The sequence below is a fragment of the Aminobacter sp. Y103A genome (assembly GCF_030294925.1).
In the GTDB taxonomy this organism is placed as follows: Bacteria; Pseudomonadota; Alphaproteobacteria; order Rhizobiales; family Rhizobiaceae; genus Aminobacter; species Aminobacter ciceronei.
Genome location: NZ_AP017987.1, coordinates 423,095 through 449,619, shown reverse-complemented (window position 1 = coordinate 449,619; position 26,525 = coordinate 423,095). Strand labels below are relative to the sequence as shown.

At 62.5% G+C, this 26,525-nt stretch carries 26 protein-coding genes; 11 read left to right on the top strand and 15 right to left on the bottom strand.

The window, feature by feature from the left end:
- Nucleotide 1: 1 nt before the first annotated feature.
- The 4 genes from Amn_RS29645 to Amn_RS29630 form a co-directional block, all read right to left on the bottom strand.
- Entirely contained in the window at nucleotides 2-382 is a 381-nt protein-coding gene (locus tag Amn_RS29645) for a PTS glucitol/sorbitol transporter subunit IIA (RefSeq protein ID WP_067968250.1), read from the bottom strand.
- Nucleotides 383-494: 112 nt separating this feature from the next.
- Entirely contained in the window at nucleotides 495-1,505 is a 1,011-nt protein-coding gene (srlE, locus tag Amn_RS29640; RefSeq protein ID WP_067968247.1) for a PTS glucitol/sorbitol transporter subunit IIB, read from the bottom strand.
- Between the two features lie 16 nt (nucleotides 1,506-1,521).
- Nucleotides 1,522-2,280, bottom strand: a complete 759-nt coding sequence (gene srlA, locus Amn_RS29635) for a PTS glucitol/sorbitol transporter subunit IIC (RefSeq protein WP_154384397.1) — start codon at nucleotides 2,278-2,280, stop codon at nucleotides 1,522-1,524.
- 52 nt (nucleotides 2,281-2,332) lie between these two features.
- Nucleotides 2,333-2,767, bottom strand: coding sequence for a transcriptional regulator GutM (locus tag Amn_RS29630; RefSeq protein ID WP_067968240.1), 435 nt, complete (start codon nucleotides 2,765-2,767; stop codon nucleotides 2,333-2,335).
- Nucleotides 2,768-2,959: 192 nt separating this feature from the next.
- On the opposite strand from Amn_RS29630, the gene Amn_RS29625 reads away from it, so the two are divergent.
- Both Amn_RS29625 and Amn_RS29620 read left to right on the top strand, forming a co-directional pair.
- A complete protein-coding gene (locus tag Amn_RS29625) occupies nucleotides 2,960-3,598 on the top strand; it encodes a hypothetical protein (RefSeq protein ID WP_286298719.1) in 639 nt (212 codons plus the stop codon).
- A 95-nt stretch (nucleotides 3,599-3,693) separates the two neighbouring features.
- Nucleotides 3,694-4,362, top strand: coding sequence for an HAD family hydrolase (locus Amn_RS29620; protein WP_067968232.1), 669 nt, complete (start codon nucleotides 3,694-3,696; stop codon nucleotides 4,360-4,362).
- A 28-nt stretch (nucleotides 4,363-4,390) separates the two neighbouring features.
- On the opposite strand, the gene Amn_RS29615 is transcribed toward Amn_RS29620, so the two are convergent.
- The 4 genes from Amn_RS29615 to Amn_RS29600 are packed head-to-tail and all read right to left on the bottom strand — an operon-like array spanning nucleotide 4,391 to nucleotide 8,357.
- Complete coding sequence (locus Amn_RS29615; protein WP_067968533.1) at nucleotides 4,391-5,521, bottom strand: DmpA family aminopeptidase; 1,131 nt, start codon at nucleotides 5,519-5,521, stop codon at nucleotides 4,391-4,393.
- A gap of 5 nt (nucleotides 5,522-5,526) precedes the next feature.
- Entirely contained in the window at nucleotides 5,527-6,357 is an 831-nt protein-coding gene (locus tag Amn_RS29610) for an ABC transporter permease (RefSeq protein ID WP_067968227.1), read from the bottom strand.
- A 10-nt stretch (nucleotides 6,358-6,367) separates the two neighbouring features.
- The gene (locus Amn_RS29605; RefSeq protein ID WP_067968224.1) at nucleotides 6,368-7,261 is read right to left on the bottom strand and encodes an ABC transporter permease; all 894 of its coding nucleotides are present in this window, start codon (nucleotides 7,259-7,261) and stop codon (nucleotides 6,368-6,370) included.
- 1 nt (nucleotide 7,262) lies between these two features.
- On the bottom strand, nucleotides 7,263-8,357 hold the full coding sequence (locus tag Amn_RS29600) for an ABC transporter ATP-binding protein (protein WP_067968222.1): 1,095 nt from the start codon (nucleotides 8,355-8,357) through the stop codon (nucleotides 7,263-7,265).
- A gap of 243 nt (nucleotides 8,358-8,600) precedes the next feature.
- On the opposite strand from Amn_RS29600, the gene Amn_RS29595 reads away from it, so the two are divergent.
- The gene (locus tag Amn_RS29595; protein WP_269441487.1) at nucleotides 8,601-9,593 is read left to right on the top strand and encodes a polyamine ABC transporter substrate-binding protein; all 993 of its coding nucleotides are present in this window, start codon (nucleotides 8,601-8,603) and stop codon (nucleotides 9,591-9,593) included.
- Nucleotides 9,594-9,623: 30 nt separating this feature from the next.
- Nucleotides 9,624-10,478 carry a MurR/RpiR family transcriptional regulator gene (locus Amn_RS29590; protein ID WP_067968219.1) on the top strand — a complete coding sequence of 285 codons (855 nt, stop codon included), beginning with the start codon at nucleotides 9,624-9,626 and terminating at the stop codon, nucleotides 10,476-10,478.
- Nucleotides 10,479-10,529: 51 nt separating this feature from the next.
- Here the strand turns inward: Amn_RS29590 and Amn_RS29585 are convergent, their stop codons facing one another.
- From Amn_RS29585 to Amn_RS29570, 4 genes are read right to left on the bottom strand one after another with little or no spacing between them, the layout of a single operon-like run.
- On the bottom strand, nucleotides 10,530-11,906 hold the full coding sequence (locus Amn_RS29585; RefSeq protein WP_286298713.1) for an acetoin dehydrogenase dihydrolipoyllysine-residue acetyltransferase subunit: 1,377 nt from the start codon (nucleotides 11,904-11,906) through the stop codon (nucleotides 10,530-10,532).
- Nucleotides 11,907-11,909: 3 nt separating this feature from the next.
- The gene (locus Amn_RS29580) at nucleotides 11,910-12,908 is read right to left on the bottom strand and encodes an alpha-ketoacid dehydrogenase subunit beta (protein ID WP_263008271.1); all 999 of its coding nucleotides are present in this window, start codon (nucleotides 12,906-12,908) and stop codon (nucleotides 11,910-11,912) included.
- Entirely contained in the window at nucleotides 12,908-13,936 is a 1,029-nt protein-coding gene (locus Amn_RS29575; protein WP_286298707.1) for a thiamine pyrophosphate-dependent dehydrogenase E1 component subunit alpha, read from the bottom strand. The genes Amn_RS29580 and Amn_RS29575 overlap by 1 nt, the downstream gene beginning before the upstream one ends.
- A 2-nt stretch (nucleotides 13,937-13,938) precedes the next feature.
- On the bottom strand, nucleotides 13,939-15,264 hold the full coding sequence (locus Amn_RS29570) for an NAD(P)H-dependent oxidoreductase (protein WP_286298705.1): 1,326 nt from the start codon (nucleotides 15,262-15,264) through the stop codon (nucleotides 13,939-13,941).
- Nucleotides 15,265-15,343: 79 nt separating this feature from the next.
- Here Amn_RS29570 and Amn_RS29565 point away from each other — a divergent pair, with 79 nt between their 5' ends.
- Together Amn_RS29565 and greA are read left to right on the top strand one after the other, a co-directional pair.
- Nucleotides 15,344-15,517 (top strand): hypothetical protein, encoded by a 174-nt coding sequence (locus Amn_RS29565; protein ID WP_286298702.1) that lies wholly within the window; start codon nucleotides 15,344-15,346, stop codon nucleotides 15,515-15,517.
- Nucleotides 15,514-15,996, top strand: a complete 483-nt coding sequence (gene greA / locus Amn_RS29560; protein WP_286298700.1) for a transcription elongation factor GreA — start codon at nucleotides 15,514-15,516, stop codon at nucleotides 15,994-15,996. Before Amn_RS29565 ends, greA begins: the two co-directional genes overlap by 4 nt.
- Before the next feature lie 129 nt (nucleotides 15,997-16,125).
- On the opposite strand, the gene Amn_RS29555 is transcribed toward greA, so the two are convergent.
- The 3 genes from Amn_RS29555 to Amn_RS29545 form a co-directional block, all read right to left on the bottom strand.
- Nucleotides 16,126-17,259: a hypothetical protein gene (locus tag Amn_RS29555; protein WP_286298698.1), complete on the bottom strand. Its 1,134-nt coding sequence runs from the start codon at nucleotides 17,257-17,259 to the stop codon at nucleotides 16,126-16,128.
- A gap of 355 nt (nucleotides 17,260-17,614) precedes the next feature.
- The gene (locus Amn_RS29550) at nucleotides 17,615-18,403 is read right to left on the bottom strand and encodes a GGDEF domain-containing protein (protein ID WP_286298696.1); all 789 of its coding nucleotides are present in this window, start codon (nucleotides 18,401-18,403) and stop codon (nucleotides 17,615-17,617) included.
- A gap of 154 nt (nucleotides 18,404-18,557) precedes the next feature.
- Nucleotides 18,558-19,256, bottom strand: coding sequence for a thermonuclease family protein (locus Amn_RS29545; RefSeq protein WP_286298692.1), 699 nt, complete (start codon nucleotides 19,254-19,256; stop codon nucleotides 18,558-18,560).
- Between the two features lie 236 nt (nucleotides 19,257-19,492).
- On the opposite strand from Amn_RS29545, the gene Amn_RS29540 reads away from it, so the two are divergent.
- From Amn_RS29540 to Amn_RS29520, 5 genes are all read left to right on the top strand, one after another.
- Nucleotides 19,493-20,419 (top strand): transglutaminase-like cysteine peptidase, encoded by a 927-nt coding sequence (locus Amn_RS29540; protein WP_286298690.1) that lies wholly within the window; start codon nucleotides 19,493-19,495, stop codon nucleotides 20,417-20,419.
- Between the two features lie 328 nt (nucleotides 20,420-20,747).
- Nucleotides 20,748-22,193 carry a TolC family outer membrane protein gene (locus Amn_RS29535; protein WP_286298688.1) on the top strand — a complete coding sequence of 482 codons (1,446 nt, stop codon included), beginning with the start codon at nucleotides 20,748-20,750 and terminating at the stop codon, nucleotides 22,191-22,193.
- Between the two features lie 27 nt (nucleotides 22,194-22,220).
- Nucleotides 22,221-24,356 (top strand): type I secretion system permease/ATPase, encoded by a 2,136-nt coding sequence (locus tag Amn_RS29530; RefSeq protein ID WP_286298685.1) that lies wholly within the window; start codon nucleotides 22,221-22,223, stop codon nucleotides 24,354-24,356.
- A 57-nt stretch (nucleotides 24,357-24,413) separates the two neighbouring features.
- On the top strand, nucleotides 24,414-25,703 hold the full coding sequence (locus Amn_RS29525; RefSeq protein ID WP_154384381.1) for an HlyD family type I secretion periplasmic adaptor subunit: 1,290 nt from the start codon (nucleotides 24,414-24,416) through the stop codon (nucleotides 25,701-25,703).
- A complete protein-coding gene (locus tag Amn_RS29520; RefSeq protein WP_286298681.1) occupies nucleotides 25,693-26,328 on the top strand; it encodes a ribbon-helix-helix domain-containing protein in 636 nt (211 codons plus the stop codon). Before Amn_RS29525 ends, Amn_RS29520 begins: the two co-directional genes overlap by 11 nt.
- The last annotated feature ends 197 nt before the right edge of the window (nucleotides 26,329-26,525 follow it).

Here is a 26,525-nt window from a genome sequence, read left to right as displayed (position 1 = left end):
ATCAGCGGCCGATGGTAATGGCTGCGCCGGCCTTGAGAGCTCCGACGAGCACTTCGCCCTCGACCACCGAGGCGCAGATTTCGCCCGGCCGCTCGGCGGCATCGGCGCCGTTGAAATTGATGACCACGTGGCCGATCTCGCGCACCTTGTTCCAGGCACTGTCGCCCATGGCGGTGATGGTGCCCTCGAGTTCGCCGATGGCAATGGCGGCGCCGACGACTGGGGCCGCGTCGCTCGGCCCGACTTCAGCCTTGTGCAGCACCGACACCTCGGCCAGCTCAGGCGGAGCACCGTCGGCGAACAGGATCAGCACGCCGCCTTCGGCCAGCTCTGCCACTTCCGGTCCGATTGCCGTTATGAGCGTCTTGAGATGAACCGACATGATCGAAGCCTTTTTCTGGGCCCGGGCTGGAATGCTGTCCGGGCGTACCTGTTTTGCCGGCTTGGCCGGCCGATGAAATGCCCGGCGACGACAAGCGCCGCCGGCAAGGATCTTAGAATACGACCAGGCTGACCGCCCAGGCGATGAGCACCGAGACCGGGCCCATGATCTGGCGGCTGATCAGAACGGCGGGAACGCCGATCTCGATGGTCTTGGGCTTGGCCTCGCCGAGCGCCAGGCCGACCGGCACGAAGTCGCAACCGACCTGGGTGTTGTAGGCAAACAGCGCCGGAAGCGCCATTGCCGGCGAGATCGTGCCGTTGGCGATCTGCGGGCCGATGATCGCCACGCCGATGACCTGGGCGATGACCGCGCCTGGCCCGAGGATGGGCGACAGGAACGGCAGGCCGCAGATGGCCGAGATGACCAGCAGGCCAACGATGTTGTTGGCCAGCGGTCCCATCGGCTGGGCGAGCACGTCGCCAATGCCGGTATAGAGGATCAGGCCGATCAGCATCGTCACGAACGCCATGAACGGCAGCACGTTGCGGACGACCTGGTCGATGGTGCGGCGGCCGGCATTGAAGAAGATACCGACGACACGCCCCATGACGCGGCCGATGCTGGCGACGAGGTTGATGAACCCGCCGTCGTTGGACGCTGCGGGGGCGGTGGTGTTTGTCGCCGTCGCGAACGAGGCGTTGTTCGCGTTGGAGGCAGAGCCTGCCGATGTCACGGCTTCCGAACCGTCGGCCATGGTGATGTCGCTTTCCTTGACGCCCGACACGTAGATGTCTTCGGTGATGAACTGGGCGAGCGGGCCCGCCTGTCCCACCGGGGTGAGGTTGACGGTGGGGATGCGTTTGCGCGGATACACCCCGCAACGCGCGGTGCCGCCACAATCGACGACCACCACCGCCATCTCGCCTTCGACCGGCGGCGACTTGAAGCCATCCACGGCTTCAGCACCGGTCATCTCGGCGATGCGGGCAGCGACAGGGTGGATGCCGCCGCCGGTGACGGAGACGACCTTGTTGCGCTGGTCCGTCGGCTGGACGACCAGGGGACCGCCCCAGCCGCTCTTGCCGCGGGAAATCTTGACTGCCTTGTAAGACTTGGCCATGTGCCCCTCCCCGCCCTTACAGCTCGACGCCCTGGCGGCGTGCCATGATGGCGGTGATGCGCTCGGTCAGCATGCCCTTGAGCAGGATGACGACGAGGCCGACGATGGCGTACCAGATGGCCACCTGGATGTGATAGCCGCCGGGAACAACGCCCTTCTTCTCAAGCTCGAGCAGAGCCACGAGGATGCCGCCCCAGACGAAGTATTCGCCCGGATTGATGTGCGGGAACAGGCCGAGGGGCGGATGCACGTAGGACACGGCCGCGTCATAGAAGGCGGGCTTGTGCTTTTCTTCCAGGAAAGAGCCGAAGGTGTAGGCCATCGGGTTGGTCAGGAAGAACACCGAGATCAGCGGCAAAACGGTGTAGCGGGTCAACGCGATGCGCCCGGCGCCACGGGCGATGCCGTGAACCCTCTCCTCGCCGACGAGCTCGGTCAGCGCGTAGAAGGCAGTCATCAGCACGACGAGCGTCGGGATGATGCCGGTGACGAAACCGGCGAAGACCTCACCGCCCTTCTGGAAGATGCCGATAAAGTATTTGCCGATGCTGGTGAGCCAGCCGAGCTGTTCCTCCTGAGCAACGGTGTTGAGCTTTTCCTTGAACTGCTCGACGGTCAGGTCGCCGCTCGCCTGGGCGAGCACGACGAGATCGTTCGTCGCTCCCTTGACGGCGAGCTTGCCGTGAATTGCAGCATCCGTGGCCATTGAACCCGCGACATGCAGGTTCTGGACGGCCATGTCGGCGTGCTGCGCCAACATAGATAGGACTGACATTTCTCCTCCTTGATATCCTCACCCTAGGGACCGCGCCCGAAAGGTGCCGCCCCTACATACCCACTGGCTTGAGGCCGGCGAGGCCGGGCCCCTTTGGCTCGAGCCGCGCGCGGTCGACTTGTTCGACAGCCTTCTTCACGGCTTCCGCCACACCGGCTTCCCCCTCTCCCAGTACAGCGGGATTGGACCGGAGTTGATCGAGGGAAATTCCCTCCAGATTTTCATGACGCTTGAATTTGGCGAAGACGGAGCGCCCGGTCATGGTCAGCAGCCGCTGGACCTTGAGGTCCGGCGTGACCACGATCAGCGCGATCGTTCCCTTGCCCAGGCGGCCGCGGCAATTGCCGGCGCCGACATAGCCATCCTGGTACTTCGCCGTGATGCCCTTGAAGACATCGGCGTAGTGCCGCATCTGGATCCACACGCCGAGCGACTGCAGCGCCCAGACGACGCCCAGAAGCAGCAGTCCCCACTGCCAGATTGCCATAAGGCTCTTCCTCCCGAAGTCCTCCGGAGCGGCGACATGCTGAGCCGCTCACATATCAATCAAAGAACATTTGTCTTTATGAATGTCAATATGTATAACTTTGGACACCCCGCACGATGGTTCCGATCCACAGCGGCATTTGGCATTTTGCCTGCCGATGGTATCTTCGGACAGGGCAGGAGCACTGCGACGATGGACCTGATCTTCAAGAACGAACTGGCGCTGGTGCCCGACCTCCGTCACAGGCTCAGGCAATTGCGCTGGTTCCGCACGACCTTCCGCAACAGCGCGCGTGCCATCACCGCCCGCTATGGCATCCGCTTCGACATCGACGAGAAGAAACTGACGCGCATCTTCCTCGACTGGGTCGAGATCGTAAACGCCCAAAAATCATATGCACAGCTCGACCGCGCCGACTTCATCGTCTACGCCGCCGGCCTCGCCCTCAAGGAGCTGATCAGGCAGGCGCCGGTGCGGATCGACGATGCGCGGCCTCCCGAGGCGTCGACACCGGCGCAGGCCATTCCCGACATCGTAAGGTTCTGGCCGGAGGGCTTCGTCTACACCAACTTCTGCGTCTGCTCGATTGCCGTGCTGTTCGAGCAGGAGTTTGGCGAAGCCCCTGCCCTCGACGCATGCGCCGACGACCTCAGGACCTGGTGGTCCTACAAGGAGAATACGGCCGAGATGCCGAGCTATGCCGTTGCCTATCTCGACCGCTTCCTCGGCGCCGAGCCCAACTGGCTCGCGCCCGACCTGCCGGAAGAGCGCAGCGCCATGCAGCGTGCGCTGCAGGCGTCGCCACGACCCGAGGCGATCGGCCGGGATTAGATCTTCCACCATCGCGGCTGCAACGCGGCGCGACCGCAGCAGCCTGCTTTCGACAAACGGCGGCCTGTGCGCCGCAAAGCTTCCTGGAGTTCGACTTGCCCAAAGACAGCCTGGTGATTTTCGATTGCGACGGCGTGCTGGTCGACAGCGAACCGCTGGCCGCCCTTGCCTATGTGCGCGCCTATGCCAGGAACGGCCTCGAGATCGAGGCAGAGGTCATCTCGCATTGCGTCGGCATGAAGCAGGCCGACATCATCGCCAAGATCCACCAGCTCACCGGCCATTTGCTGCCCGACGACGCGACCGACGATATCTGGGGCGAGACCAAGGCGCTGTTCACCGAGCAGCTGGCCTCGACGCTCGACATCGCCGCTTTCCTGTCGAAGCTCGAAACCGCCCGTTGCGTCGCCTCGTCCTCGTCGGTCGAGCGCATCAACCACAGCCTCGAAGTCACCGGCCTCGCCCATTATTTCGGTCCATCGATCTTCAGTTCGTCGATGGTCAAGAACGGCAAACCGGCGCCCGACATCTTCCTCTTTGCCGCCGAGAAGATGGGTTTTGCGCCCGAGCGCTCGGTGGTCATCGAGGACTCGCGCTACGGCGTGCAGGGCGCTGTCGCTGCCGGCATGACGGCCATCGGCTACGTCGGCGGCGGCCACACCCATGACGGCCACGGCCCGGAGCTTATGGCGGCGGGCGCATCAGCCGTCTGCGCCAGCTGGGACGAGATCTCGGCCGAGCTGCTCAAGCGCGGCTTCGTCTGACGACAAACCACCTTTCCCGTTGTTGCCGCTACTTGATGCGGGCATAGTCGCGCATCACCGCGACCAGCTGGTCATGCGGCATCGCCTGGATGCGGAAACGATCGAAGGCGGTGCCGCCGGCGTCCTCGGCCGCCAGCATCGCATTGACCACGGCTTCCTCCACGCTGTCGACGGTCGCGGCATAGACCGGATCCAGCTTCTCGTCATTGACGATTTCGAGGTTCAGCCTGGCCGGCGCATGGTGGGCCATGGGTTGCGGGTTGGCGGTCGAGAAGGCCAGGAAGATGTCGCCTGAATTGTTGCCCCCTGGTGTGCCGCCACGGCCGATGCCTATGGCGGCGCGGCGCGCCAGCCGCTGCAGCTGATGTGGCGCCATCGGCAGGTCGGTGGCGACGACGACGATGATCGACCCGCGTTCGGCGAGCTGGCTCTGGGGCGTGCCGTCGCGCATATGCTCGCCGACGGGCACGCCCCTGATCGTCAGCCAGTCACGCTGGCCATGGTTGGCCTGGACGAGCGTGCCGATCCTGTGCTCGCGGCCGCCGAATTCGACGATACGCGACGACGTGCCGGTCCCACCCTTGAAGCCGTAGGTGACCATACCGGTGCCGCCGCCACAGTTGCCTTCCTGGACCGGCCCCGATGACAGGCTGTCGAGGGCGGCCCTGACGTCCGCTTCGGTCAATGGCAGGCCGTTGATGTCGTTCAGCACGCCGTCATAGGTCTCTGCAATGACAGGCATGATCCAGAGGAAGTTGTCGGTGTCATAGGTCGAGGCATAGCGCTCCAGCATCCATTTCACGGTCGCGTGGTGGGCCATGCCGACGGCATGGGTATTGGTGATGACGACGGGACCGAGGAAGTAGCCGCCATCCTCGATCCAGTGCGTGCCGGTCATCTCCCCGTTGCCATTGAAGCGGTGCACACCTGCATAAACCGGGACGGGCGTCGGCGAGGCCGCATGCGGCAGGATAGCGGTTACGCCGGTGCGCACCGGGCGCTTGCGGCCGGGCCTCGGTACATCTTCGAAAATTGTCCTGAACCCGACGCCAATGCCCTCGACATCGGTGATGGCATTAAACGGGCCGGGCCGGCCCGGAAACGGCAGGCCGAGGTCGCGGGCCCGGGCTTTGGTGGCGGGAGATTTCGGTTTGGTCATCAGGATCATTTCTGCCGGGAGCGCAGGTAGAGGCCAAGCGAGGCCACGACGAAGGAGAAGGTGAGCATCATCACCGCAATCGCATTGATCTCGGGTTTGATGCCGCGGCGAAGCATGGCGAAGATGAACATCGGCAGCGTCGTCACATCGACGCCGGCGATGAAGTAGGTGATCACCAGGTCGTCCATCGAAATGATGAAGGCAAGCAGCGCGCCGCCGATGATGCCTGGCAGCAACTGCGGGAACACAACCTTGCGGAATGTCACCCACTCGTTGGCGCCGAGATCGGCGGAGGCGTTTTCGAGCGTGCGGTCCATGCCGGCAAGACGCGCCGACACGACGATGAAGACATAGGAGATCAGGAAGGTGCACTGGCCGATGATGATCGTTTTCAGGCCGAGCGTGATCCCCGAATTGACGAAGAAGATCAGCAAGGCGATGCCGAGCACGATGTCGGGCATCAGCATCGGCATGAACATCACAGTGCGATAGAAGCGCTTGCCGAAGAAGGCGAAGCGGTAGAGCGCAATGGCAATGGCGGTCCCGAACACGGTCGCGATTATGGTGGTGGAGGTCGCGATGATCAGGCTGTTCCAGACCGCCTGGACGAGTTGGTCGGTCGATTCGATGTAAAGGGCATTCTCCGAGATCGTCGTCTTGAAGCCGAGGACCTGAGCGTACCACTCGGTGGTGAAGCCGCTCCACGTCATCATGTTCACGGGATTGGAGTTGAACGAGTAGACGGCGATCAGCACCAGGGGGATGTAGATGAAGGCGAAGAACAGCATGGTGTAGGCAATCAGCCCACCGCGGAAGAGAAAGCGGGTAATCTTCATCTGCAGCCCCTCAATTTGTGGCGTCAGCGCCGCGGCGACCGGACGCGACGACATGGATGAAGAGCAGCACCAGCATCACGCTCATCACCATCATCGCCAAGGCCGACCCGAAGGGCCAGTTGCGGGCAGACAGGAACTGCTGCTCGATGAGATTTCCCAGCATCATCACCTTGGCGCCACCAAGAACCGCAGGAACGACGAAGTTCCCAAGCGCCGGGATGAAGACGATGATGGCACCACCGGCAATGCCAGGCGCGGTCAGCGGCAGGATGATGCGGACAAAAGTCCGGACCGGGCCCGCGCCGAGGTCGAGCGACGCGCGTACCAGCGTCCAGTCGAGCTTTTCGACGCTGGCATAGATCGGCATGAACATGAACGGAATGAAGATGTAGACCATGCCGAGCACAATGGCGCCATCGGTGTAGATCAGCTCGAGCGGTCGCGTGATGACGCCTGTCGCGAGCAACGCCTCGTTGACGATGCCAGTCTGGCGCAGGATGAGCACCCAGATGAACAATCGCACGATCAGGCTGGTGAAGAAGGGCAGTGTGATCAGGAAGAGGCAGAAATTCCTCCAGCGCTCAGACAGCCGCGCAATGCAGAAGGCTGCGGGATAACAGACGACCATGGTGGCGATGACGGTGAAGCCCGCGATCTTGAGCGAGCGCAGGAAGATCGAGAGGTAGACCGGGTCGAAGACCTCGAATGCCGGGTCGGCGAAACCGAGGATGCGGCCATAATTATGCGGATAGTAGGTCCACTCCACGCCCCCATAGAGGCCGGGGGCGAGAAAGCTGGTGACGATCATGATCGCCAGCGGGCCCAGGAAAAAGACAGCTAGGAAAAGCGTCACCGGGGCGAGCAGCAGCGCCAGCTGAACGCGGCGGCGACCAGCGAGAGACATCTCAGATGCCATCGGCGTCGCACCTGATGAGATGAACAGCGGACGGGTCGTAGGACAGCCGTGCCTTCTTTGCCTGTTCGACCTCGCCGACGAAGCTGCGCCGTCCGGCCGGAATTTCGGCAACAACCTTGCGGCCTTCGACGGTATGACCGAACAGCTCGAATGACGAGCCGACGAAGACGATCTGCTCGACCTCGACGTCCAGGAAAGGATAGTCCCGTCCCTCCCCCGTAATGAAGAACTGTTCGGGGCGGATCAAGGCCTTAGCCTTGCCTGACACTTTCCCAAGCGACGGCTGATGGCGGATCGCGAGGCCATCGCCGGTCAGCAACCATCCGTTGTCCAGTTGGCCTTCGAAGAGATTGCTGGCGCCGACGAAGGTGGCGACGAAACTGTTGGCCGGGCGATCATAAATGCTGCGCGGGGTATCGAGCTGTTGGATGCGTCCGCCTGACAGAACGGCGACGCGGTCCGACATCGTCAGCGCTTCCTGCTGGTCATGGGTGACGAAGATGAACGAGATGCCGAGCTCGCTTTGCAGCGTCTTCAGCTCGATCTGCATCGACTGGCGCAGGTTCTTGTCCAGTGCCGACAGCGGCTCGTCGAGAAGCAACAGCTTTGGCCGGGCAATGATGGCACGGGCGAGCGCCACGCGCTGCTGCTGGCCGCCGGAAAGCTGGCGTGGCCGGCGGCCCTCCATGCCGGAGAGTCCGACCATGTCGAGTGCAGCGGCGACCTGCTTGTGGCGTTCAGATTTGGAGACGCCCGCAACCTCAAGCGCGTAGCCCGTATTCTCGCCGACGGTCATGTGCGGAAACAGCGCATAGTTCTGGAAGACGGTGTTCACGGGCCGGCGATAGGGCGGGCGTGTCGTCATGTCGACACCGTCGATCAGAATGCGGCCGGCATCGAGCTCGACAAAACCGCTGATCGCCTGCAGCAAGGTCGTCTTGCCGCAACCCGAAGGGCCGAGAAGCGTCAGGAACTCGTTGCGATCGACATCGAGGTCGATCTTGTCGAGCGCGACCACGCTTTGACCTTCCGGCGTGGGGAAGGTCTTTGCCGCTCCCTCCAGCCGGACAATGGAATCTCGCATCTGCCGTTCCCCGAATTGTTATTCAAATAACTCTTGTGCGATTTCGAGATTTGGATACCATTTGATCATCCAAGTCAACGGCCACCAGAAGCCGGAGCCGGAACACGCGAAGCCGGCCTGCAATGGGCAGATAACCACACAGAGGAGAATTCGATGAGGATCATGAACCATGCCCTCGCGGGCGCCCGCCCGACCAGGCGAAGCCTGCTGACGCAAGTCGCCGCACTATCGATTGCGGCCGCCATGACGACGATCGCGCCGGCCAGCGCTGCCGAGCTCAACATCTACAACTGGGGCGAATACATCAATCCGGCGGTGCTGAAGAAATTCGAGGACGAGACCCAGATCAAGGTCAACCTGTCGACCTACTCCTCGAACGAAGAGATGCTGGCGAAAATCCAGGGCGGCGCCACCGGCTACGACATCGTCTTCCCGTCGGTGCACATGCAAGACATCATGGCCAAGCTCGACCTGCTCGAGAAGACCGACATCAACACCTATGAAGGCTTCAAGAACATCGACCCGGCCTTCATGCGCGCCAAGAGTGACCCCAAGGGCGAGTATTGCCTGCCCTACGCATTCGGCTCGGTCGGCATCTTCTACAACCGCAAGATCCTCGGCAAGGACATCACCGGCTGGAAGGACCTGATCGCCACGGTCGAGGCCAAGGGCCTCAAATTCACCCTGCTCGACGACATGCGCGAGGTGCTCGCAGTCGGTCTCATCCTCAACGGCCACAAGGTCAACTCGACCGACCCCAACGAACTGCAGCAGGCCGCCGACACGATCATCGCGATGAAGCCCGATGTCGCCGCCTTCACCTATGACACGCGCCCGATGGTGCAGTCGGGCGACGTCGCAGCGGGGCATTTCTTCGTGGGCGCCATGGTCGACGTGTTCGGCAACACTGCCGACCTCGGCTATGTCATCCCGGAAGAAGGTGCCACCATGTACCAGGAGGACATCTGCGTCCTCAAGACCGCGCCCAACAAGGAAAACGCGCTCAAATTCATGCAGTTCTACACCCGTCCGGAGGTCGCCGCGCTCAATGTTTCCCAGCAGACCAACGGCACCGCGAACGTCCCGGCGCGGCAATTGACCCCCGACAACATCAAGAATAGCAAGGAGATCAATCCTTCGCCCGAAACGATGCAGCGGCTGCAGATTTTCGAGGATCTGGGACCTGGCCTGCGCCAGCTTGACCGGGTCTGGACCAAGGTGAAGACAGCCCAATAGCTGCCTGAAAGGCGGTTGGCCGGAGAGGACATGGCGCAGCGAATCCTGAAGCTCGTGCAAGGCGAGGAGCTGAGGCGGTCAAAATCCGACAAGCTGATCGCCAACTACATCGAGCGCAACCTGGCGGAAATCCCGTTCGAGACGGCGCGATCCATTGCCACCCGTCTCGAACTGTCGCCGATGACCGTCGGCCGCTACCTCCGCCGCATGGGCTTCGACGGACTCGACCAGTTGAAGCATGAGTTGCGACGCGGCAGTTCCAACCCTGCCTGGCAGGTCAAGGGCCCGGTCGACCGTTTCCGGGAGGACATCCGCGAGGGCAAGCTTCTTGCCGGGCTCATCCAGCAGCAGATCGACAATCTTGGACGGATCTATGAACTGACGGCGGCACCCGAGTGGCAGCAGACGATCGACGCGCTGGTTTCGGCAAGCGAGGTCTATGTCGCCGCCTACCAGAATGTCCGCGGCATCGCCCAATATTTCGCCAGCCAGCTGTCCTACACGCGCCCGCGTGTGCAGTTCGTAGACGGCCTGAACGGCACCTATTCCGAACTGCTCGATGGCTCGGTCGAAGGCCGTGTGCTGTTCCTGCACGACGTCAGGCGCTTTGCCGCCAAGGCGCGCCCACTTGCCATGGAAGCGCGGCGCATGGGCGTGAAGGTCGTTCTGCTGACCGACGAGTTCTGCCCCTGGGGGCCGGAGGTGTCAGACATCTGCCTCGTCGTGCCCGGTTCGCACGGTCCGCTCTGGGACGGCTCGGCAACAATCGTCGCGGTGATGGACCTGATGCTCAGCAACATCATCGTGCTGCTTGGCGACGAGGTCGGCGAACGTGTCGACCTGCTGACCCGGCTGCAGAACACGTTTGGCGACTTTGAGAGCTGATCCAGTCGCATACAAAATCCCCACATACGTCGCGTGGGGATCTCGAAAGCATTAGGCCCGCGCCATCTCCAGGAGGATCCTGAGCACCTGCGCACGCCGCTCGACCTGCGGCATGTGGCCGGTGGCCTGGAAGACATGCAGCGCAATTTCGCCGGGCAACCCCTGCGACTGACTTGCCGGGATGATCCGGTCGTTGGCGCCGACAATGACACGAACCGGAATGCGCAAGGCTGCCAACAGCCCCCTGATGTCGAAGGTCTGGGTGCCATCAGCGAAGAAGCGGTCCGATATCCCGCCTTGTGCAGCACGCAGTTCGCTGTCGCCCGCCTGCGCCAGCGTGGCGTTGACGAAAGGCTTTGATAGAACCTGCTCGTCTGATACCAGTTGGCGAAGCCATGGCATCAGGCTTGCCTCGCTCTTTGCCCGCACGAAACCCTGCAGGAAGGCACCGTTGATCTCGGGGCCGAGGCCGGCCGGCGCGATCAGCGCCAGTGCACGGACATCGGCATGGCCGCGCGCGGCAACGGTTGCCGCCACGGCTCCACCGAAGGAATGGCCGACAAGCAGAATCGGGCCAAGGCCAAGCGATGCCAGCGTCGCCTCGACATCCGCAGCGATGGCGTCGAGGTCGGCAGGTGTCTGGCGCGGCGAGCCGCCATGTCCGGGCAGGTCGAGCGCCAGCAGCGGTGCATCGACCGGACCGGCCGCCAGCATCGGCCGCCAGCTGTTGAGGTCGGCGCCGAAGCCGTGGATCAGAACGATCGGACGCCCTTCACCCTGTCGCAGCCAGGCAAAGTTCAGCGGTGCCGCGCCAGCGGACCGCTGTGGCGCCGGCCGCGGCTGGGAGGATGCCGGCGGCCTGGAAATGATCCGGTCGGGCCAAAGCGCGGCTTTCGCCTCAAGCTTAGGCGCCGTCATGGCGCTTTCGACGTCCTTGCGCATGATGCGGCCCTTGGGGCCGGATCCTGCGATGGTGTCGAGCGCGAGCCCGGCTTCCGCCGCGAGACGGCGTGCGAGCGGCGTGGCGCGCGTGCCGTTCAATGACATGGACGGGGCGACGGTCTTCACCCGGGCGAGCTCTGCCGGAGACACCGGGGCGATCGCTGCCGCGGCAGCCGGCGCAGCAGGAACCAAATCCTGCACAGGCTTGGCTTCGGCTGCTGCGTCCTTGGCCGGCTTGCCGGCTTCGCCCTCGGCGTAGATCCAGGCAACGGCTTCGCCGACCGGGATGTCTATACCTTCCTTGCCTGTGATGTCGCGGATGGTGCCCGAGGCTGGGGCGTCGATTTCCATCGCCGCCTTGTCGGTCTCGATCTCGAACAGCAGGTCGCCCTTCTTGACCGCAGCACCTTCGTCGACATACCAGCGCGAGATGCGCCCGGTCGCCATGTCCATGTCGACCTTGGGCAGGATTACTTCGACCGGCATGGTCTAGCGGCTCCCCGTGGCGAGGCTGCGCGCGGCGGCCAGGATGTCGGGCACTTGCGGCACGGTCGCCTTTTCCAGTTCCGGATTGTAGGGGATCGGCGTCTCGGCGCCGCCGAGGCGGACGATCGGCGCATCGAGGAAGTCGAAGGCCTCGCTCTCGGCGATCATGGCGCTGACTTCAGCTCCAACGCCAAGGGTCTTCACGCCTTCATAGACGCAGAGCAGGCGCGACGTCTTCTTGACACTCTCGATGACGGTTTCCTTGTCCATCGGCCTGATGGTGCGCAGGTCGACGACCTCGACGTCGATGCCTTCGGCTTCGAGCGTCTTGGCGGCTTCGAGCGCCTTGTGCACCATGATCGAGGTGGCGACGATGGTCAGGTCGCGGCCCTCGCGGCGGATCTCGGCCTTGCCGATCGGCACGGTGTAATAGCCCTCGGGCACCGGGCCCTTGGTCTTGTAGAGCAGCTTGTGCTCGAAGATCATCACCGGATCCGGATCGGCAACGGCCGCGAGCAGCATGCCCTTGGCGTCGTATGGCGTCGCCGGTTGGATGACCTTCAAGCCGGGCACATGGCCGAGCCAGGCTTCGAGGCTCTGGCTGTGCTGGGCTGCAGCACCCGTGCCCGAACCTGCCGGAAAGCGCATGACCACGGGCACCGACACCGCGCCGCCGAGCATGTAGCGCATCTTGGCGGCCTGGTTGACGATCTGCTCCATGGCGAGCGTGGCGAAGTCGGAGAACTGGAACTCGAAGATAGGCCGGAGGCCTGTCACGGCGGCACCTACGGCAACGCCGGCGCCACCAAGTTCCGAGATCGGCGTATCGATGACACGGTCGGCGCCAAAACGCTCGACAAGGTCGCCCGTCACCTGGAAGGCGCCGCCATAGACGCCGATGTCCTCGCCCATCAGGAAGACGCGTTCATCGGTCTCCATGGCAATCGCCATGGCTTCCTGGATCGCCTGGGCATAGCTCAGCTCGCGCACGGCCTGATCCATCACACAGTCTCCGTGTAGACGTAGCGTTCGAGATTGCGGATCTCGGGCGACGGGCTCGCCTTGGCAAACTCGATGCCGTCGGCAATCTCCTTGGCGACCGCCTCGCGGATGGCCTCGATACCTGCCTGGTCGATGACACCGAATTCCATCAGTTCATTCTCATAGCGGACGATCGGATCGCGGTTGGTCATCCAGTCCTCGATCTCTTCCTTGGTCCGGTAGCGGTTACGGTCGCTCTTGGAGTGGCCGCGATGGCGATAGGTCTTGGACTCGATCAGCGTCGGCCCCTCCCCTGCCCTTGCACGGCGAACGGCCTCGTGGCTGGCTTCGGCGACGTCGGACAGCACGTTGCCGTCGACGATCACACCCGGCATCGAATAGGCGGCGGCGCGGTCGGCGACATTCGGCACCGCGGTCGAGCGCGCCATCGAGGTCGACATGCCGTAGCCGTTGTTTTCGCAGACGAAGATGACCGGTAGCTTCCACAGCGAGGCCATGTTGAGCGCCTCGTGGAAGGCGCCCTCATTGTTGGCGCCGTCGCCGAAGAAGGAGATGACGACGCGATCAGATTTCAGGCGCTTGGCGGTGAGTGCCGCACCCACGGCGATCGGAATGCCGCCGCCAACGATGCCATTGGCACCGAGATTACCCGTCGTCACGTCGGCGATGTGCATCGAGCCGCCGCGGCCGCGGCAATAGCCGGTCGTTTTGCCAAAGAACTCGGCGAACATCTTCGACACTTCAGCACCCTTGGCAATGCAGTGACCATGGCCGCGGTGCGTCGAGGTGATCTGGTCGTCATTGGTGAGCGGCATGCAGATGCCCATGGCGCTCGCCTCCTGGCCGATGGACAGGTGCATCGTGCCGTGGATCAGGCCACGCATGTAGGATTCTTCCGCGCCCTCTTCGAACTGGCGGATGAGATACATCTTGTGCAGGGCCTGCTTCAGCCGCTCGGCACTGTATTCCCGGTAGATGAAGGGCAGGTTCACGCCCGTCGGCAGGTCCTTGGTCTTAAGCTGGGCCACGATTATGCCTCCGCCCCGTAGACCAGCCGGTCCTGTCGTGCGCGCAGCTCGGCGATCTTGGAGCCTGGCGCGACTGACGCATTGGCCGTGGTGATCAGCTCGCCCTTTTTGATCGGGGCCGTCACCGTGCCGCCCTGCAGCAGGCCGCAAGGGATGGCTTTTGCGGCACGCGCCTCACCCGCCGTCATGATCCAGGCGCGGTAGGTGTATTCGCCGATGGCATCGAGCGCGTCGCCGGGCGCAAGATCCTTCTTGGCCACCGCACAGACGTCGGCCACCGGCTTGGCCAGCGGCACCATGTCGGCCTTGCCGTAAAGCACCACACGGGCACAGGTCAGCGGCACCTCGAGCGAGGTCAGGTGATAGGGCCGGTGGAAGGTGAAATACGGGCCATGGCCCATCTTCAAATCTTCCATGCGCTCGCGGATGCGCGGATGCGACATGTCGGCGATGACGAACACGCCGGGGGCAACCCCCTTGCCGATCGAATAGTCGACGACGCCGACCTTGGAGAGAACACCGCCGTCCTTCTCCGGGACCAGCACCTTGTTGAGCTCCGGCAAGGTCGCGGCCGGGCCGTGCATGCCGGCCTTGTCCGGCACCAGACCGGTGGCATTGGCGATCGCCGCCATCTCGACCATGGTCTTGGAGCCGTCGACGAACTCGACAAGCATACGCACGTTCATGTTGCGGCGGGCCGCTTCCTCGGCATAGTCGTGCGGCACCGCGTCGATGTTGAGCGGGTTGTTCTTGCCCTTGCCGGCAGCGACGATGGTGTGGCCCATCGCCGAGACGAACTCGATCAGCTCCATGCAGGACGACGGCTCGTCGCCGGCGCCGAGCGAATAGGTGACGCCAAGCCTGTCGGCCTCTGACTTGAGATAGGCACCGATGGTGACGTCGGCCTCGACATTCATCATCACCAGATGCTTGCCATGCTCCATGGCGCGCAGGCCGATCTCGGCGCCGACGGCAGGAACGCCCGTCGCATCGATGACGACGTCGATCAGGCCGCTGTTGAGGATCAGGTCGGCATCATTGGTGACCGCGACCTTGCCGGCCTCGATCGCCTCGTTCAGCGCCGAACCGGAGGCAACTTCGCGGGCGTGACCCTTCTCCTGATAGGCGATGTCGACGGCGCGATGCGCGTTGGGCAGGTTGAGCTCGGAGATCGCGCCGACCTCGATGCCGGGCATGTGCGCCACCCGCGCCACAATGTCGGTGCCCATCTCGCCCGAGCCGATCAGGCCAATGCGGATCGGCTTGCCGGACTTGCCGCGCTCGGCAAGATCCCGCGCCAAGCCGACAGGGGCTACGTTGATGGTCATCCGATGGTTCCTCCCGAGCACGCTCTGCAATTGCGCCCAGAGGTAATGAACATATGTATTTGTGTCAATACGAATGTCCATGCTTCATGGCATCGATGCGCCGTCGCTCGCGAGCCTTTCTTTCGGTGGCGCCGTGATCATGAGCATCCGCCGGCCGCATCGGCTCGAGATCCGCCAGCAGATTGTTGCAGCTTTATTGTTGGCTGTGGGCTACGACTTGGGAACAGAGTTCGACGGAGTATCGGCCAATTGAGCGTCGCATTTGCCAAGGAAGAAAGTGCTGAGGCGGCATCGGAAACCATTCTGCCGGCACGCCCTATCTCCGATCGGATCAACCTCGTCACGCAGGCGGGCCTTCAGATGCTGAAGGATGATCTGGCCCGCGCCCAGCAAGCACTCGAGGCCGCGAATTTGCTTGAAGACGTCAATGAACGGCGACGGCAGTCGGCGGTTCCGATGCGGGACGTGCGCTATTTTGCTGAACGCGTGCGTACGGCCCAGCTCATGCCGGCGCCGACCTCGAACGAGGTGGTTGCGTTTGGCCACACCGTCACCTTCGAGCGTGACGATGGCCGCACCCAGAGCTTCCGCATCGTCGGCGAGGACGAGGCCAACCCGTCTCGAGCCTCCATCTCGCATGGTTCGCCGGTCGCCTTGGCGCTGATCGGCAAGGCCGTCGGCGACATCGTCATGCTGGGGCAGCGCGAGCTTGAGATTCTGTCGATTTCCTAACCCGACACGGCTGCCATCTACGACGACCGGAGTGAGGCGCGCCTAACCACTGCCCCTTGGCCTGACCGCCGCCAGATACCCGGCAGCGGTTAGAATCTTGGCTGGCATGCGACCAACCGAACGATGCCTTTAGTTGGCCGGCAGAACGAGCGGCACAGGGGGCGCAGCCTCAGACACTGGTTCGATCACCACACTTGCTTCCGCTGTCTCGCTTGGCAAGGTGGCCTTGACCTCGTCGATCTTGCCGTAAGCGTCGCCGACGCCAAGGACATCCTTGGCCCAATCCATGACCTCGTCATTCAAATAGGCGTCGCCATATTCAGCGACGCGATTGGGATTGGCTGCGGCGAGCAGCGCCTCCTTGAGGTCGTCTTCGCTGGTGCCGTCGGCCGCGGCATCGGCCGCCGCTTGGGCGTCTGCAAGCTCCTCTTCAGCCTTGGCCAAATCATCTGCGGCCGCAAGTGCATCAGACAGCGCTGCCTTCTCCGCCTCGAATGCGGCTAGGTCGGCCGGATCGACCGGCGGCTCCAGCGCATCCAGCGCGTCGAGGCGGGCCTGAAGTGCATCTGCGGTCGGATCTGCAATTGGCGCACCGCCGTCAAAAGGCACGATGACTGCTGCGGCCGCGTCCAACGCAGCTTGCAACTGGGCGGCCTTTTCGGCTGCTGCTGCTGCAGCTTCGCCCGCCAGCTCGGCCTTGGCAGAATTCAGGACATACTCCCTGACAAGCGCCATCCGCGGAGACTGCGAGTTCAGATAGGCGTGGTAGTTTCGATTAAGCGAGTTGAGACCCGCCAGACGCGCATTGAGGTTCTTTTCCTTGACAGGCTTTGTCCCTGGCACAGCCACGGAGGCGGGCAGAACATTGGCCGTCAAAGCTTTGGGATTCTGCTTGGCCTTGGCGGTTCTCGGCGCCTTGCGCTTGTTGTTAACAGCCACCGACTTCTTGGTCTGGCCGCCGCCGAAGATCGACGTCAACAACCCGCCAACAGAGGCCGGCTGGACACCCCCGCTCGATTTGGTTTTACCGGCGGCCGATGCAGACTTGCCGTTGGACGAGCCACTGCTCTTGCCACCACTATTGCCCCGATCGCCGCCACCACCATTGCCGCCGCCACCGCCGTTGCCACCGCCATTCTCGCTCTTGGCGAACGCTGAAGTCTGGGCGAAACCGCCGACTGACCCGATGTCAAACTTGATCGGCAATGCGCTGATGGCGAGCGCGGATGCCGCGCTGACAAGTAGCTTCCTGCTATTGGTCACCGGATGTTCTCCCTCTCTCGGTGCAGAATTCGAATCAAGCCCGACTCCACATTAGGATTCCGCGATATGCGTGCCAGCCAACTCGTGTTGCAGCCTGAAATGTCCGGTACGCGCCATCAGCGTGCCAGCGAACTCCGTTGCCGTTCCGCCTTGTTGCACAGGCAAACGAGGTCGCGCACGCCTGCGACGCCGGTCATCATCAGCAGCAAGGGCTGTCCTGATCGCGGAATTGCATGCCCGACCCTCGCCAGAATTTGCGATACATTAGGGCATGCTGACATTTCAGGATCTGTTGCCGGAACCGTTAAAATGCCGACTACATGTTGAACAATCGGCTTGGAAGGCTATGCCTTCGTTAGGCGTTCAGGGTGGGCCTGTCGTCGCTGTCGTCGCTGTCGTCCGACATGTCGATGAATTCGACGCGGTTGCGGCCGCGGGCCTTTGCTTCGGTAAGACGACCGTCGGCCTTGCGGAACATCTCGTCAAACTCGAACTGATCGTCGAACAGGACTGCTCCCACGCTGACCGTCAGCGGGCAGTTGCGGCCTCCCGGCTCGAGCACGGTATCGGAAATGGAGCCACGAATGCGTTCGGCAACACGCTCGGCATTCTCCTTGCTGGCGCCGGGCAGGAAGACCCCGAACTCCTCGCCGCCGATGCGGCCGACGAGATCGCCGCCACGCACCGACGATTTGATTGCACCGGCAACGATCTTGAGAACCTCGTCGCCCCAGGCATGGCCAAATCTGGCATTGATCGCGCGGAAGTCGTCGATGTCGACGACCAGCAAGGCGCCCTGGCGGCTGGAGGGCGAATTGCGAAAGGCGTCGATCAGACTGGCGAACACGCTACCGTTCAGGCATGAGGTAAGGGCATCGACCGAAGACAGGCGGCTGACTTCGGATTTCAGCGCGCCAAACTTGCGCCGTTCGTTGGCGATGATCGTAAGAAGCGGTGCAGCAACAAAACCAGCAACGACGCCGGCGCCGATCACGCCGCGCCAGAATGCGCCGTCGGCCTGGCCCTGAAACAGCAGTGCCGCGGCGCCCGCCGCGACGACGACGCAAGCAGCCGTGCCAAGACCGGCATAGCGCGCCACCGCCCCAGAATCGCCAGCCGTATTACCCGTACCAGAAGTGTCCACGCCAGATCCCTCCGCTCCCATGGTCGAATCGATCTACCTGTGGAGAATGAAACATTCCTTGTGCGATTTCGAACAGTTTGACGAAACCGGTCGAAAGTCTCGTCATTTTGGCATGATAGCAGCCTCCATCGTCGGTTTGAATGGCCCGGCAGTCTCAATCTGGCGGCCCGAACACGCCCATTCTTGCCTTGCGTGCCACGGCCTCGGCCTTCTCGTACCCGCCGCCTGGCCGCGCATAGGCCCAGCCATTGGCAACCAGCCAGGCACCGACATCCTGTTTGCCAAGCCTGCATGCGGCCGCAACCGGCTGCCTCTCGGCCGGCGAAAACACCTGACACAGCGGTGCGCGGCCTCGCAACCAGTAGCGGAAGGCGAGCCTGGCACGTTCGCCACAGCGCCATGCCACGCCTGCGAAGTCGCATGACTGGTCCGGTCCGACAGGCTCGGTCCCGGCGACGAAAATGGTATGGCCCATCGCCTCGAACGAAGCGGATGAGGTCACGACCGGACGGTACAGCACGGTGCCCTCCCAATCGTCGGGCCTGACCGGTTTCGGAGGTGCGGCAAGCCCGAGTTCGCCGAGCGGCGGCCGCGCCTCGATACGTTCCAGTCCAAGCTCCGCGACCTCGGGCGGCGCAACAATGTCGGGTGCGATCGCGCGCGCGGCGGCAAGCTCCGTCTGACCCGATCCTCTTTTGAGGACCCGAGCTGGATGGAGTACCGCTTCAGCCGGCCCCTCGTCGCTGAAAACAGGCTGCAGTGGCAGGCTTGGCGCCGACGCGACCACGAAAGCGACAGCGCCGATGGCTGCCGCGGCTGCGATCTTTATCAGCACGGGACGCACCGGCTTCATGCGTCGCACCCTACTCCGCGCCAGATGAGCAGCGTTTCGACCAAATTCGACTGGCTCCTGTTTCGACACAAGAAGGCCATGGATCGCGGTAGAGCGCCAGTCACCTAGGCTGCAAGTGAAAAACTTCGATAAAATTTGATCTAAAATATCGCTTCAATATTATAGGAGAATTGTCCTAGTTCCTTTCCGATAATTTGATACGCCGTTGCTATCGTTCATCAAAATAGGTGGACGTGATGAAAGCAACGACGGCCAATTTTGCAAGATACCTGACCACAAGCTTCGCAGCGGCAGCATTCCTCGCTGCTGCCGCCCAAGGCGCCACGGCAAGTCAGGCTCACCTTGCTGAAGCAACCGTCTCGATTGAGACGCGCATGCCCCAGCTTCTTGGTGGTTTGATGCTGGCGGAACCTCTGGCAGTCGTTGCGGCCAAGCCCTTCCAGTTCGGACCGGACTTCGACGGCTACGGGCTCGTTGCGCGAACCGCAGTTGATCAAGCGGAAACGCCGGCCGGCGTCGACCCGATGAAGACAGCGGCCATCATCCCGGGCGTCTTCGGTTCCGTCGCAATTCCGATGCGCAACTTCCCGGTGGCAGGCCGGTGGGCCAAGGTCTATCGCGACATAAGTGGCTGCACCGAAACCTCATGCGGCAAGAATGGCGCAGCACTTTTCGGACTTGCCGCGGACAGCCGCGACAGGAAATTTCTCGACAAGCTTGCCGTCGTGAACCGCGCCGTCAACACCATGATCGCCTATCGCAAGGACCAAGGCGTTTATGGCAATCTTGACTACTGGGCGAAGCCCTCCGAAATACTGTCGCGCGGTGCCGGCGACTGTGAAGACTTTGCCATTCTAAAGATGTCGGCACTGATCAAGGCGGGTGTTCCGGCACAAAGCATGTCGCTGGTGGTTCTCCAGGACGCGAGTCGGGGTGTATTCCACGCGGTGTTGTCCGTTGCCACCCAGAGTGGAACTTTCATCCTCGACAATCTGAGCAACCAGGTCCTGCGTGACGAGGCGCTCAAGAGCTATGTCCCTCTCTACTCGTTCAGCACCGACCGTGCATGGATCCATGGTGCGCGACCGGGGATGGGGCAGATCGCGTCCGCCAGCAACAATTTTTCTGCGATAGCGCCCGGTGAAGGTCCTCTACACCAATAATCTGGTCGCAGCAGAAAAATACAGACCCGACGGCCTGACTGCGATTCGGCATCAGGCCGCCGCCGCAATCCGAGGCTGAATATGAGCTTGCCTTGTGTGGTCACGCGAGGAGAACACAACCTCAGCGTTAGCCCGCCAAATGTATTTTAGGCGCAGGAAATGTAGCATTTTTGCATCACGGCGGCGACAAATGGCTCAAATGCGATCGAATCGATGCCAAAGTAACCAAAACACTGTCGATTTCAGTTCTCTTCTGGATAATTGCATTCAGTTGGGTACGATTGGGGTCTCGAACGCTCTGCGTCGGGATGGGAGTGGGAGATACTTTATGCCGAAGCGTTTTGGGCAACTTGCGGCGCGGCTCACCATAATGCTTGCCGCGACCATGCTGTCGGGCACGGGTGCAAATGCGCTGACGCTCAAGGAAGCAATGGCCGTCGCCGTCGAATCCAATCCGGAAATCGGCCAGGCCATCGAGAACCGCGAAGCAATCGAATTCGAGCTCAGGCAGGCGAAGGGGCTCTACCTCCCAAGCGTCGACCTCGAAGCCTCAACCGGCGTGCGCCGCCTCGACAACCCGTCACGGCGCCTCAACGGCGTCGAAGACGACGAGCTCTATCCGTCCGAAGCCGGCTTGGTCGTCACCCAGAAGCTTTTCGACAATGGCGCCCGGCGCGCCGAACTGACCCGCCAGGCCTCACGCGTCGACGGCGCATCCTTCCGCGTTCTCGAACGTTCCGAATTCATCGGCCTGTCGGTCGTCCAGGACTATCTCGAATATCTGCTGCAGGCGCAGATCGTGGGCGACGCCAAGCGGAACCTCGGTTTCCATCAGTCGATCCTCGGCGACATTCGCGAGGGCATCCAGGGTGGCGCACTGACCGACGCCGACCGCCAGCAGGCCGAGGAGCGCCTCTACGCCGCCAAGGCCCGTGTGCAGGAAGCCTCGGAAGAGCTTGAAGCGGCAAAGATCCGATTCTTCAAGACCGTCGGCAAGCCGCTGACCAACCCGTCCAAGCCGGGTTCCGTCGCCAAGGCCCTGCCCCGCTCGCTCGATGATGCGCTCGGCCTTGCGCGCCGCAACAATCCGCGCGTCCACATGGCCAACAGCGATATCGACGCGGCGGCTTCGCTCGTTGACGCCGCCCGCGCCAAATACGGCCCCGAGGTCGTCGCCGAAGGTCGCGCCCGGATCGGCAATGACATTGATGGCGCCGAAGACGAAACCAACGATCTGCAGGCCCGGCTGGTGTTGCGCTGGAACCTTTATCGCGGCGGCATCGACAAGGCCAACGAGCAGGAGCAGATCCGGCGCGTCAGCGAACAGCGGCTCGCCCTGCACCAGGTGCAGCGCGAGATCGAGGAGGCGGTGCGGATTTCATGGGACCGCCGCTTCCGCCAGGCTGACTTGGCCAAGACGCTGCGCCAGCAATCAATCGCCAACGACCGGCTGGTCACCTCCTATCGCGAGCAGTTCAAGGTCGGCCAGCGCTCGCTGCTCGACGTGCTGGATGCGCAGAACACGCGCTTCAACACTGCGACGCTTTCCAACACCGCCGCATTTGCGTCGCTCTTTGCCGAGTATCGCCTGCTGGCAGCAACTGGCCAGTTGCTCAAGACGATGAACCTTGCGCCGGCAAAGCAGGCTGACGCCTATGCCCGAACGGAGTTCAACGTGCCGGCGACAGCCGACACCGAGACCTATGCGCGGACACCTTCGCAGCAGGCAAACGACATGCCTTTTGATCTCTTGGCCCCAGTCAGAAAGAAGTAGGGCGTCTGACGGCAGACCCCGTCCGTCATGAATCAGCAGGCGCATATCCAGACCCCGGTCGAAGCGTTCAAGTCCTGCTTTTCGGCTGTGGCCGCGTTCCTGGGCAGGCCGAGCGCCGAAACAGTGCTGTTCGCCGGCGTGCCGTTCTCGGAAGAGCGGATCGAGGTCCAGGAAATCAGGCACCTTGCCGAACGGATCGGCCTTGAAACGATCGAGTTCGCGCATCGCGACTTCATGCGTGGCCGCTTCGACCTGCCGGCCATCATCTTTCGTCCCAATCGCCTGCCGATCGCGGTACTGGCCGAACAAGGCGACGGCGCGGAGTTCCTGACCGGTCCGCAGGAAGACGGCCGCACATCGATATCGCGCGCCGAACTGGCATCCGTTCCGATATTGGGCGGCGTCGGCTTCTCCATCACCTACGCCAACACCGCCGAGGACATGAGTGTCGGCAACGCGGCAAGGATCGAGCGGCCGCACTGGCTGTTCGGAACGCTGGGTGCGTTCTGGCGTTCCTATTCCCGCGTGGCCCTGGCTGCGATCTTCATCAACCTTCTCGCCATCGCGTCGCCCATCTTCACAATGAACGTCTATGACCGCATTCTGCCCAACAAGGCGATCTCATCGCTTTGGGTCCTGGCGATTGGCGTGTCGACCGCAATCCTGTTCGACCTTTTGCTCAAGACGGCGCGCGCGGCACTCATCGACCATGCCGGACGCAAGGCCGACCTGCGCATTTCCTATATGCTGTTCGAGAAGGTGCTCAACACTTCGCTCAGCGCTCGCCCGGCATCCACCGGCGAGTATGCCAATCGGGTTACGCAATACGAATTCGTCCGCGAGTTCTTCACCTCCAACACCGTCAGCACCTTCATCGACACCGCCTTCGTCTTCATCTTCCTGCTGGTGATCTACGCCATATCAGGATGGCTGGTGATTATTCCGATTATCGCCTTCGTAGCCGCGGTCGTCATCGGGCTTATTGCCCAGCAGCGCATCGGCAAGCGTGTTGCCGCTTCCATGAATGAGGCTTCGCAACGTCAGGCGTTGCTGGTCGAGTCGATATCCACGGTCGAGACGATCAAATCGCTGCGTGCCGAGGCCTATCTGCTGCGGAAATGGCGCGAACATTCCAAGAATGCGGCCAATACATCCGAAAAGATCAAGCAGCTTTCGGCTGCCGCAGCCAACATGACGCAGTTCGTCCAGCAATTGGTGACTGTAGCGCTGGTGGTGGCTGGTGCCTACGCATTCGACAACGGATCGATTTCCACCGGAGCCATTATCGCCGCGGTCATGCTCTCGGGTCGTGCGGTTGCGCCGCTCGGGCAACTGGCGATGACGATTTCCCGCTTCCGCCAGGCAATGTTGTCACTGCGGGTGCTGAACTCCATCATGCAGCAGCCCGAGGACCGGCCCGACACCGTCGGCTTCGTCAATCGTCCGATCCGGGTCGGGGCACTTACTTTGCGCAATGTCGGCTTCGTTTACCCCGGCACAGAGGCGGAGGTGCTGACGGGCGTCAACCTGTCGATCAATCCAGGCGAGCGGATCGGCATCATCGGCCGCATCGGCTCCGGCAAGACGACCTTCGGCCGGCTGGTCGGACGGCTGTTCCTGCCAACCACCGGCGAGCTGCTGCTCGACGGCATCGATGTACGCCAGTATCACCCCTCGGAGGTTCGCGCTGCCGTTGGCATCGTCGCCCAGGCCGGCGACCTCTTCTCCGGCACCATCAAGGACAATCTTCTGATGGCGCGCCCGGAGGCCACAGACGAGGAGATCATCCTCGCAGCCAAGGCCGCCGGCGTCGACGAGTTCGTTTCACGCCATCCGCGCGGCTACGACATGAATGTCGGCGAACGTGGCACCAATCTGTCCGGTGGGCAGCGACAGGCCGTGGCGATCGCACGGCTGTTGCTGACCAAGCCGAAGATCGTCTTCCTCGATGAGCCGTCGGGGTCGATGGACCTGGCCTCCGAGCGTCTGCTCATCAAGCAGCTCAAGGTCGCCTTCGACGACAAGACCACGCTGATCATATCCACTCACCGCTACAGTATGCTCGAAATCGTCGACCGTCTTATCGTGGTGGAACAAGGACGTGTCGTTGCCGATGGCCCCAAGGAGAAAGTCATTCAGGCGCTGCAGAAGCCTGCCGGCTGAGATTTTGCAGGATTGAGGGGTTATTATATTGGCCATGTTCAATATAATGGAGTTCTAATGATATCGAGGGAAGACAGGCCGCCATTGTTTGCATCGGCTGTGGTGCTGATCATCGCGGCCCTGTTTGCAGCGTTTGTGGTCTGGGCTTCATTCGCCGAGATCGACGAGATCGCACGCGGCGAAGGCAAGGTCATCCCGGCCTCCAAGACCCAGATCGTGCAGGCAAGCGAGGCCGGCGTGGTCCAGGAGATCGCCGTCAAGATTGGCCAGGTGGTCAAGAAGAACGACCTCATCATCCGGCTCGACAATACCGTCAGCACCTCGAGCCTCGGCGAGCAGCAAGCCAAGGCGCGCACGCTCAGTGCCCGCATCGCCCGTCTCAAGCAGGAGCAGGAAGGCCGGATCGGCGAGCCGCTCGCTTGCCCCGAAAGCCTTGTGAAGGCAGCCCCCGAGATTTGCGAGAACGAGCAGAAGCTGCTGGTGGCACGCCGGCAAAACTTCGAAACCAAGCTCAATGTGCTGAAGTCGCGGCTGGACCAGCGCGAGAAGGAGCTGAACGAGGCCAAGGTCAATGTCCAGCGCCTGACGGAGAGCCTTGGCGTCAGCGACAGGGAAGCCGAGCTCGTTACCTCCATGGTCAAACGCAACCTGATGGCCAAGACCGAGCAGATCCGCGTCGACCGCGAGCAGACGGAGATACGCGGTCAGCTCAACCTCGCCGACGAGACTATCAAGCGAACCGGCGCTGCGATCGTCGAAGCGAAATTGCAGGTCGACGAGTTCGGGCTGCAATTGCAGCAAGAAGCGCTCGACGAACTGACCCAGGCGCTGGCCGAGCTCTCGGTCGTGGAAGAAACGATCCGCGGCGCCAGCGACCGGGTCGCCCGCACCGACATCCGCTCGCCGGTGGATGGCATCGTCAACACGCTTGACGTCAACACGCTGGGTGCCTTCGTCCAGCCCGGCGCCGTGGTGGCCGGCATCGTGCCGACCTCCGAGACCCTGCTCGTCGAAGCCCGCGTGTCGCCGCGCGACGTCGCCTTCATTCGCCCGGACCAGAAGGCGCTGATCAAGGTCTCGGCCTATGATTTCTCGATTTTCGGCGGGCTCGACGGCAAGGTGCAGAACATCACCGCCGACAGCCTCGTCGACCAGAATACCGGCGAACCCTACTATCAAGTCCGGGTCTCGACCGATCGCTCGGCGCTGGAGCGGGATGGCAAGTCCTATTCCATCATTCCCGGCATGATCAGTACGGTCGAGATCATCACCGGGCGAAAGACAATCCTGAGTTACCTGCTGAAACCCATCAACAAGGCGCGCGACGAGGCGCTCCATGAACGATAATAGCGGAGCGTTGCCCGGTGGAGGCGCACTCCACATCTACTCGGCCGACGATCTGACTTCGGATTTTCGGGTTGTCGTGCGCCAGGGCACGCGGCGCGGCATCAAGCTCGAGCGCGTGTTTTGGTCAACGCTGAAACAGCTCGCTGAAGACAAGCACCTGACGCTCGGCGAAATGGTCGACGAGATCGAACTTTCCAACACGCAGACCGGCAATCTGACCTCGGCCATCCGTGTCGCCTGCCTGCGCTGGATGACCGATCAAAGCACAGCACTGGCCAAGCTGGCCTCGCTCCGGACCATCAACGCGATCCTGGGCGCCTGCCCGGCACCGGCCTTCGCATTGTCGTCGACAAAGAAAATCCTGACCTTCAATCCGGCCTTCCAGAACCTGGTCAAGCGGCATTTGCCCGTCGGGTTTGGCGAAGAAGCCCGCCGCGACCTCAGGCTGTCCCTCGACCTGAACGTCGCCGACATCTTCGCCAAGCTGGACGCCAACTATGGCGTGCCGATCGCCAGCGGTTTCGTCATCGCCACCGCCGAGCGGCGTTATCGCGGCCAGCTCAACATCGTCCGCGCCCCGGTCAAGTCGCCGGATCTGCTGCTTTCCTTTGTCGTCAACGGATAGTTGCAGCCAAGACTCCTGGCTTCAACAGGATACTTTGCTCGATACTCACGGCACCTAGCCGAAGTCTGTTCGGAACGGTGTTCCGAACGCATCTCACTTCGCTAAATTAACCACCCGTTAAGTTTTCATGTTCGCCCGCATAAGGGGATATGCAGCTTTGCGCACGCCCCCGTTGCATTCCCCCAAATCTCGCTGCT

Coding starts and splice junctions, on each gene's coding strand:
- Amn_RS29645 (WP_067968250.1), bottom strand. CDS start 382: ATGTCGGTTCATCTCAAGACGCTCATAACGGCAATCGGACCGGAAGTG.
- srlE (WP_067968247.1), bottom strand. CDS start 1,505: ATGGCCAAGTCTTACAAGGCAGTCAAGATTTCCCGCGGCAAGAGCGGC.
- srlA (WP_154384397.1), bottom strand. CDS start 2,280: ATGTCAGTCCTATCTATGTTGGCGCAGCACGCCGACATGGCCGTCCAG.
- Amn_RS29630 (WP_067968240.1), bottom strand. CDS start 2,767: ATGGCAATCTGGCAGTGGGGACTGCTGCTTCTGGGCGTCGTCTGGGCG.
- Amn_RS29625 (WP_286298719.1), top strand. CDS start 2,960: ATGGACCTGATCTTCAAGAACGAACTGGCGCTGGTGCCCGACCTCCGT.
- Amn_RS29615 (WP_067968533.1), bottom strand. CDS start 5,521: ATGACCAAACCGAAATCTCCCGCCACCAAAGCCCGGGCCCGCGACCTC.
- Amn_RS29610 (WP_067968227.1), bottom strand. CDS start 6,357: ATGAAGATTACCCGCTTTCTCTTCCGCGGTGGGCTGATTGCCTACACC.
- Amn_RS29605 (WP_067968224.1), bottom strand. CDS start 7,261: ATGTCTCTCGCTGGTCGCCGCCGCGTTCAGCTGGCGCTGCTGCTCGCC.
- Amn_RS29600 (WP_067968222.1), bottom strand. CDS start 8,357: ATGCGAGATTCCATTGTCCGGCTGGAGGGAGCGGCAAAGACCTTCCCC.
- Amn_RS29595 (WP_269441487.1), top strand. CDS start 8,601: ATGACGACGATCGCGCCGGCCAGCGCTGCCGAGCTCAACATCTACAAC.
- Amn_RS29590 (WP_067968219.1), top strand. CDS start 9,624: ATGGCGCAGCGAATCCTGAAGCTCGTGCAAGGCGAGGAGCTGAGGCGG.
- Amn_RS29585 (WP_286298713.1), bottom strand. CDS start 11,906: ATGCCGGTCGAAGTAATCCTGCCCAAGGTCGACATGGACATGGCGACC.
- Amn_RS29580 (WP_263008271.1), bottom strand. CDS start 12,908: ATGGATCAGGCCGTGCGCGAGCTGAGCTATGCCCAGGCGATCCAGGAA.
- Amn_RS29570 (WP_286298705.1), bottom strand. CDS start 15,264: ATGACCATCAACGTAGCCCCTGTCGGCTTGGCGCGGGATCTTGCCGAG.
- Amn_RS29565 (WP_286298702.1), top strand. CDS start 15,344: ATGCTTCATGGCATCGATGCGCCGTCGCTCGCGAGCCTTTCTTTCGGT.
- Amn_RS29545 (WP_286298692.1), bottom strand. CDS start 19,256: ATGAAGCCGGTGCGTCCCGTGCTGATAAAGATCGCAGCCGCGGCAGCC.
- Amn_RS29540 (WP_286298690.1), top strand. CDS start 19,493: ATGAAAGCAACGACGGCCAATTTTGCAAGATACCTGACCACAAGCTTC.
- Amn_RS29535 (WP_286298688.1), top strand. CDS start 20,748: ATGCCGAAGCGTTTTGGGCAACTTGCGGCGCGGCTCACCATAATGCTT.
- Amn_RS29530 (WP_286298685.1), top strand. CDS start 22,221: ATGAATCAGCAGGCGCATATCCAGACCCCGGTCGAAGCGTTCAAGTCC.
- Amn_RS29525 (WP_154384381.1), top strand. CDS start 24,414: ATGATATCGAGGGAAGACAGGCCGCCATTGTTTGCATCGGCTGTGGTG.
- Amn_RS29520 (WP_286298681.1), top strand. CDS start 25,693: ATGAACGATAATAGCGGAGCGTTGCCCGGTGGAGGCGCACTCCACATC.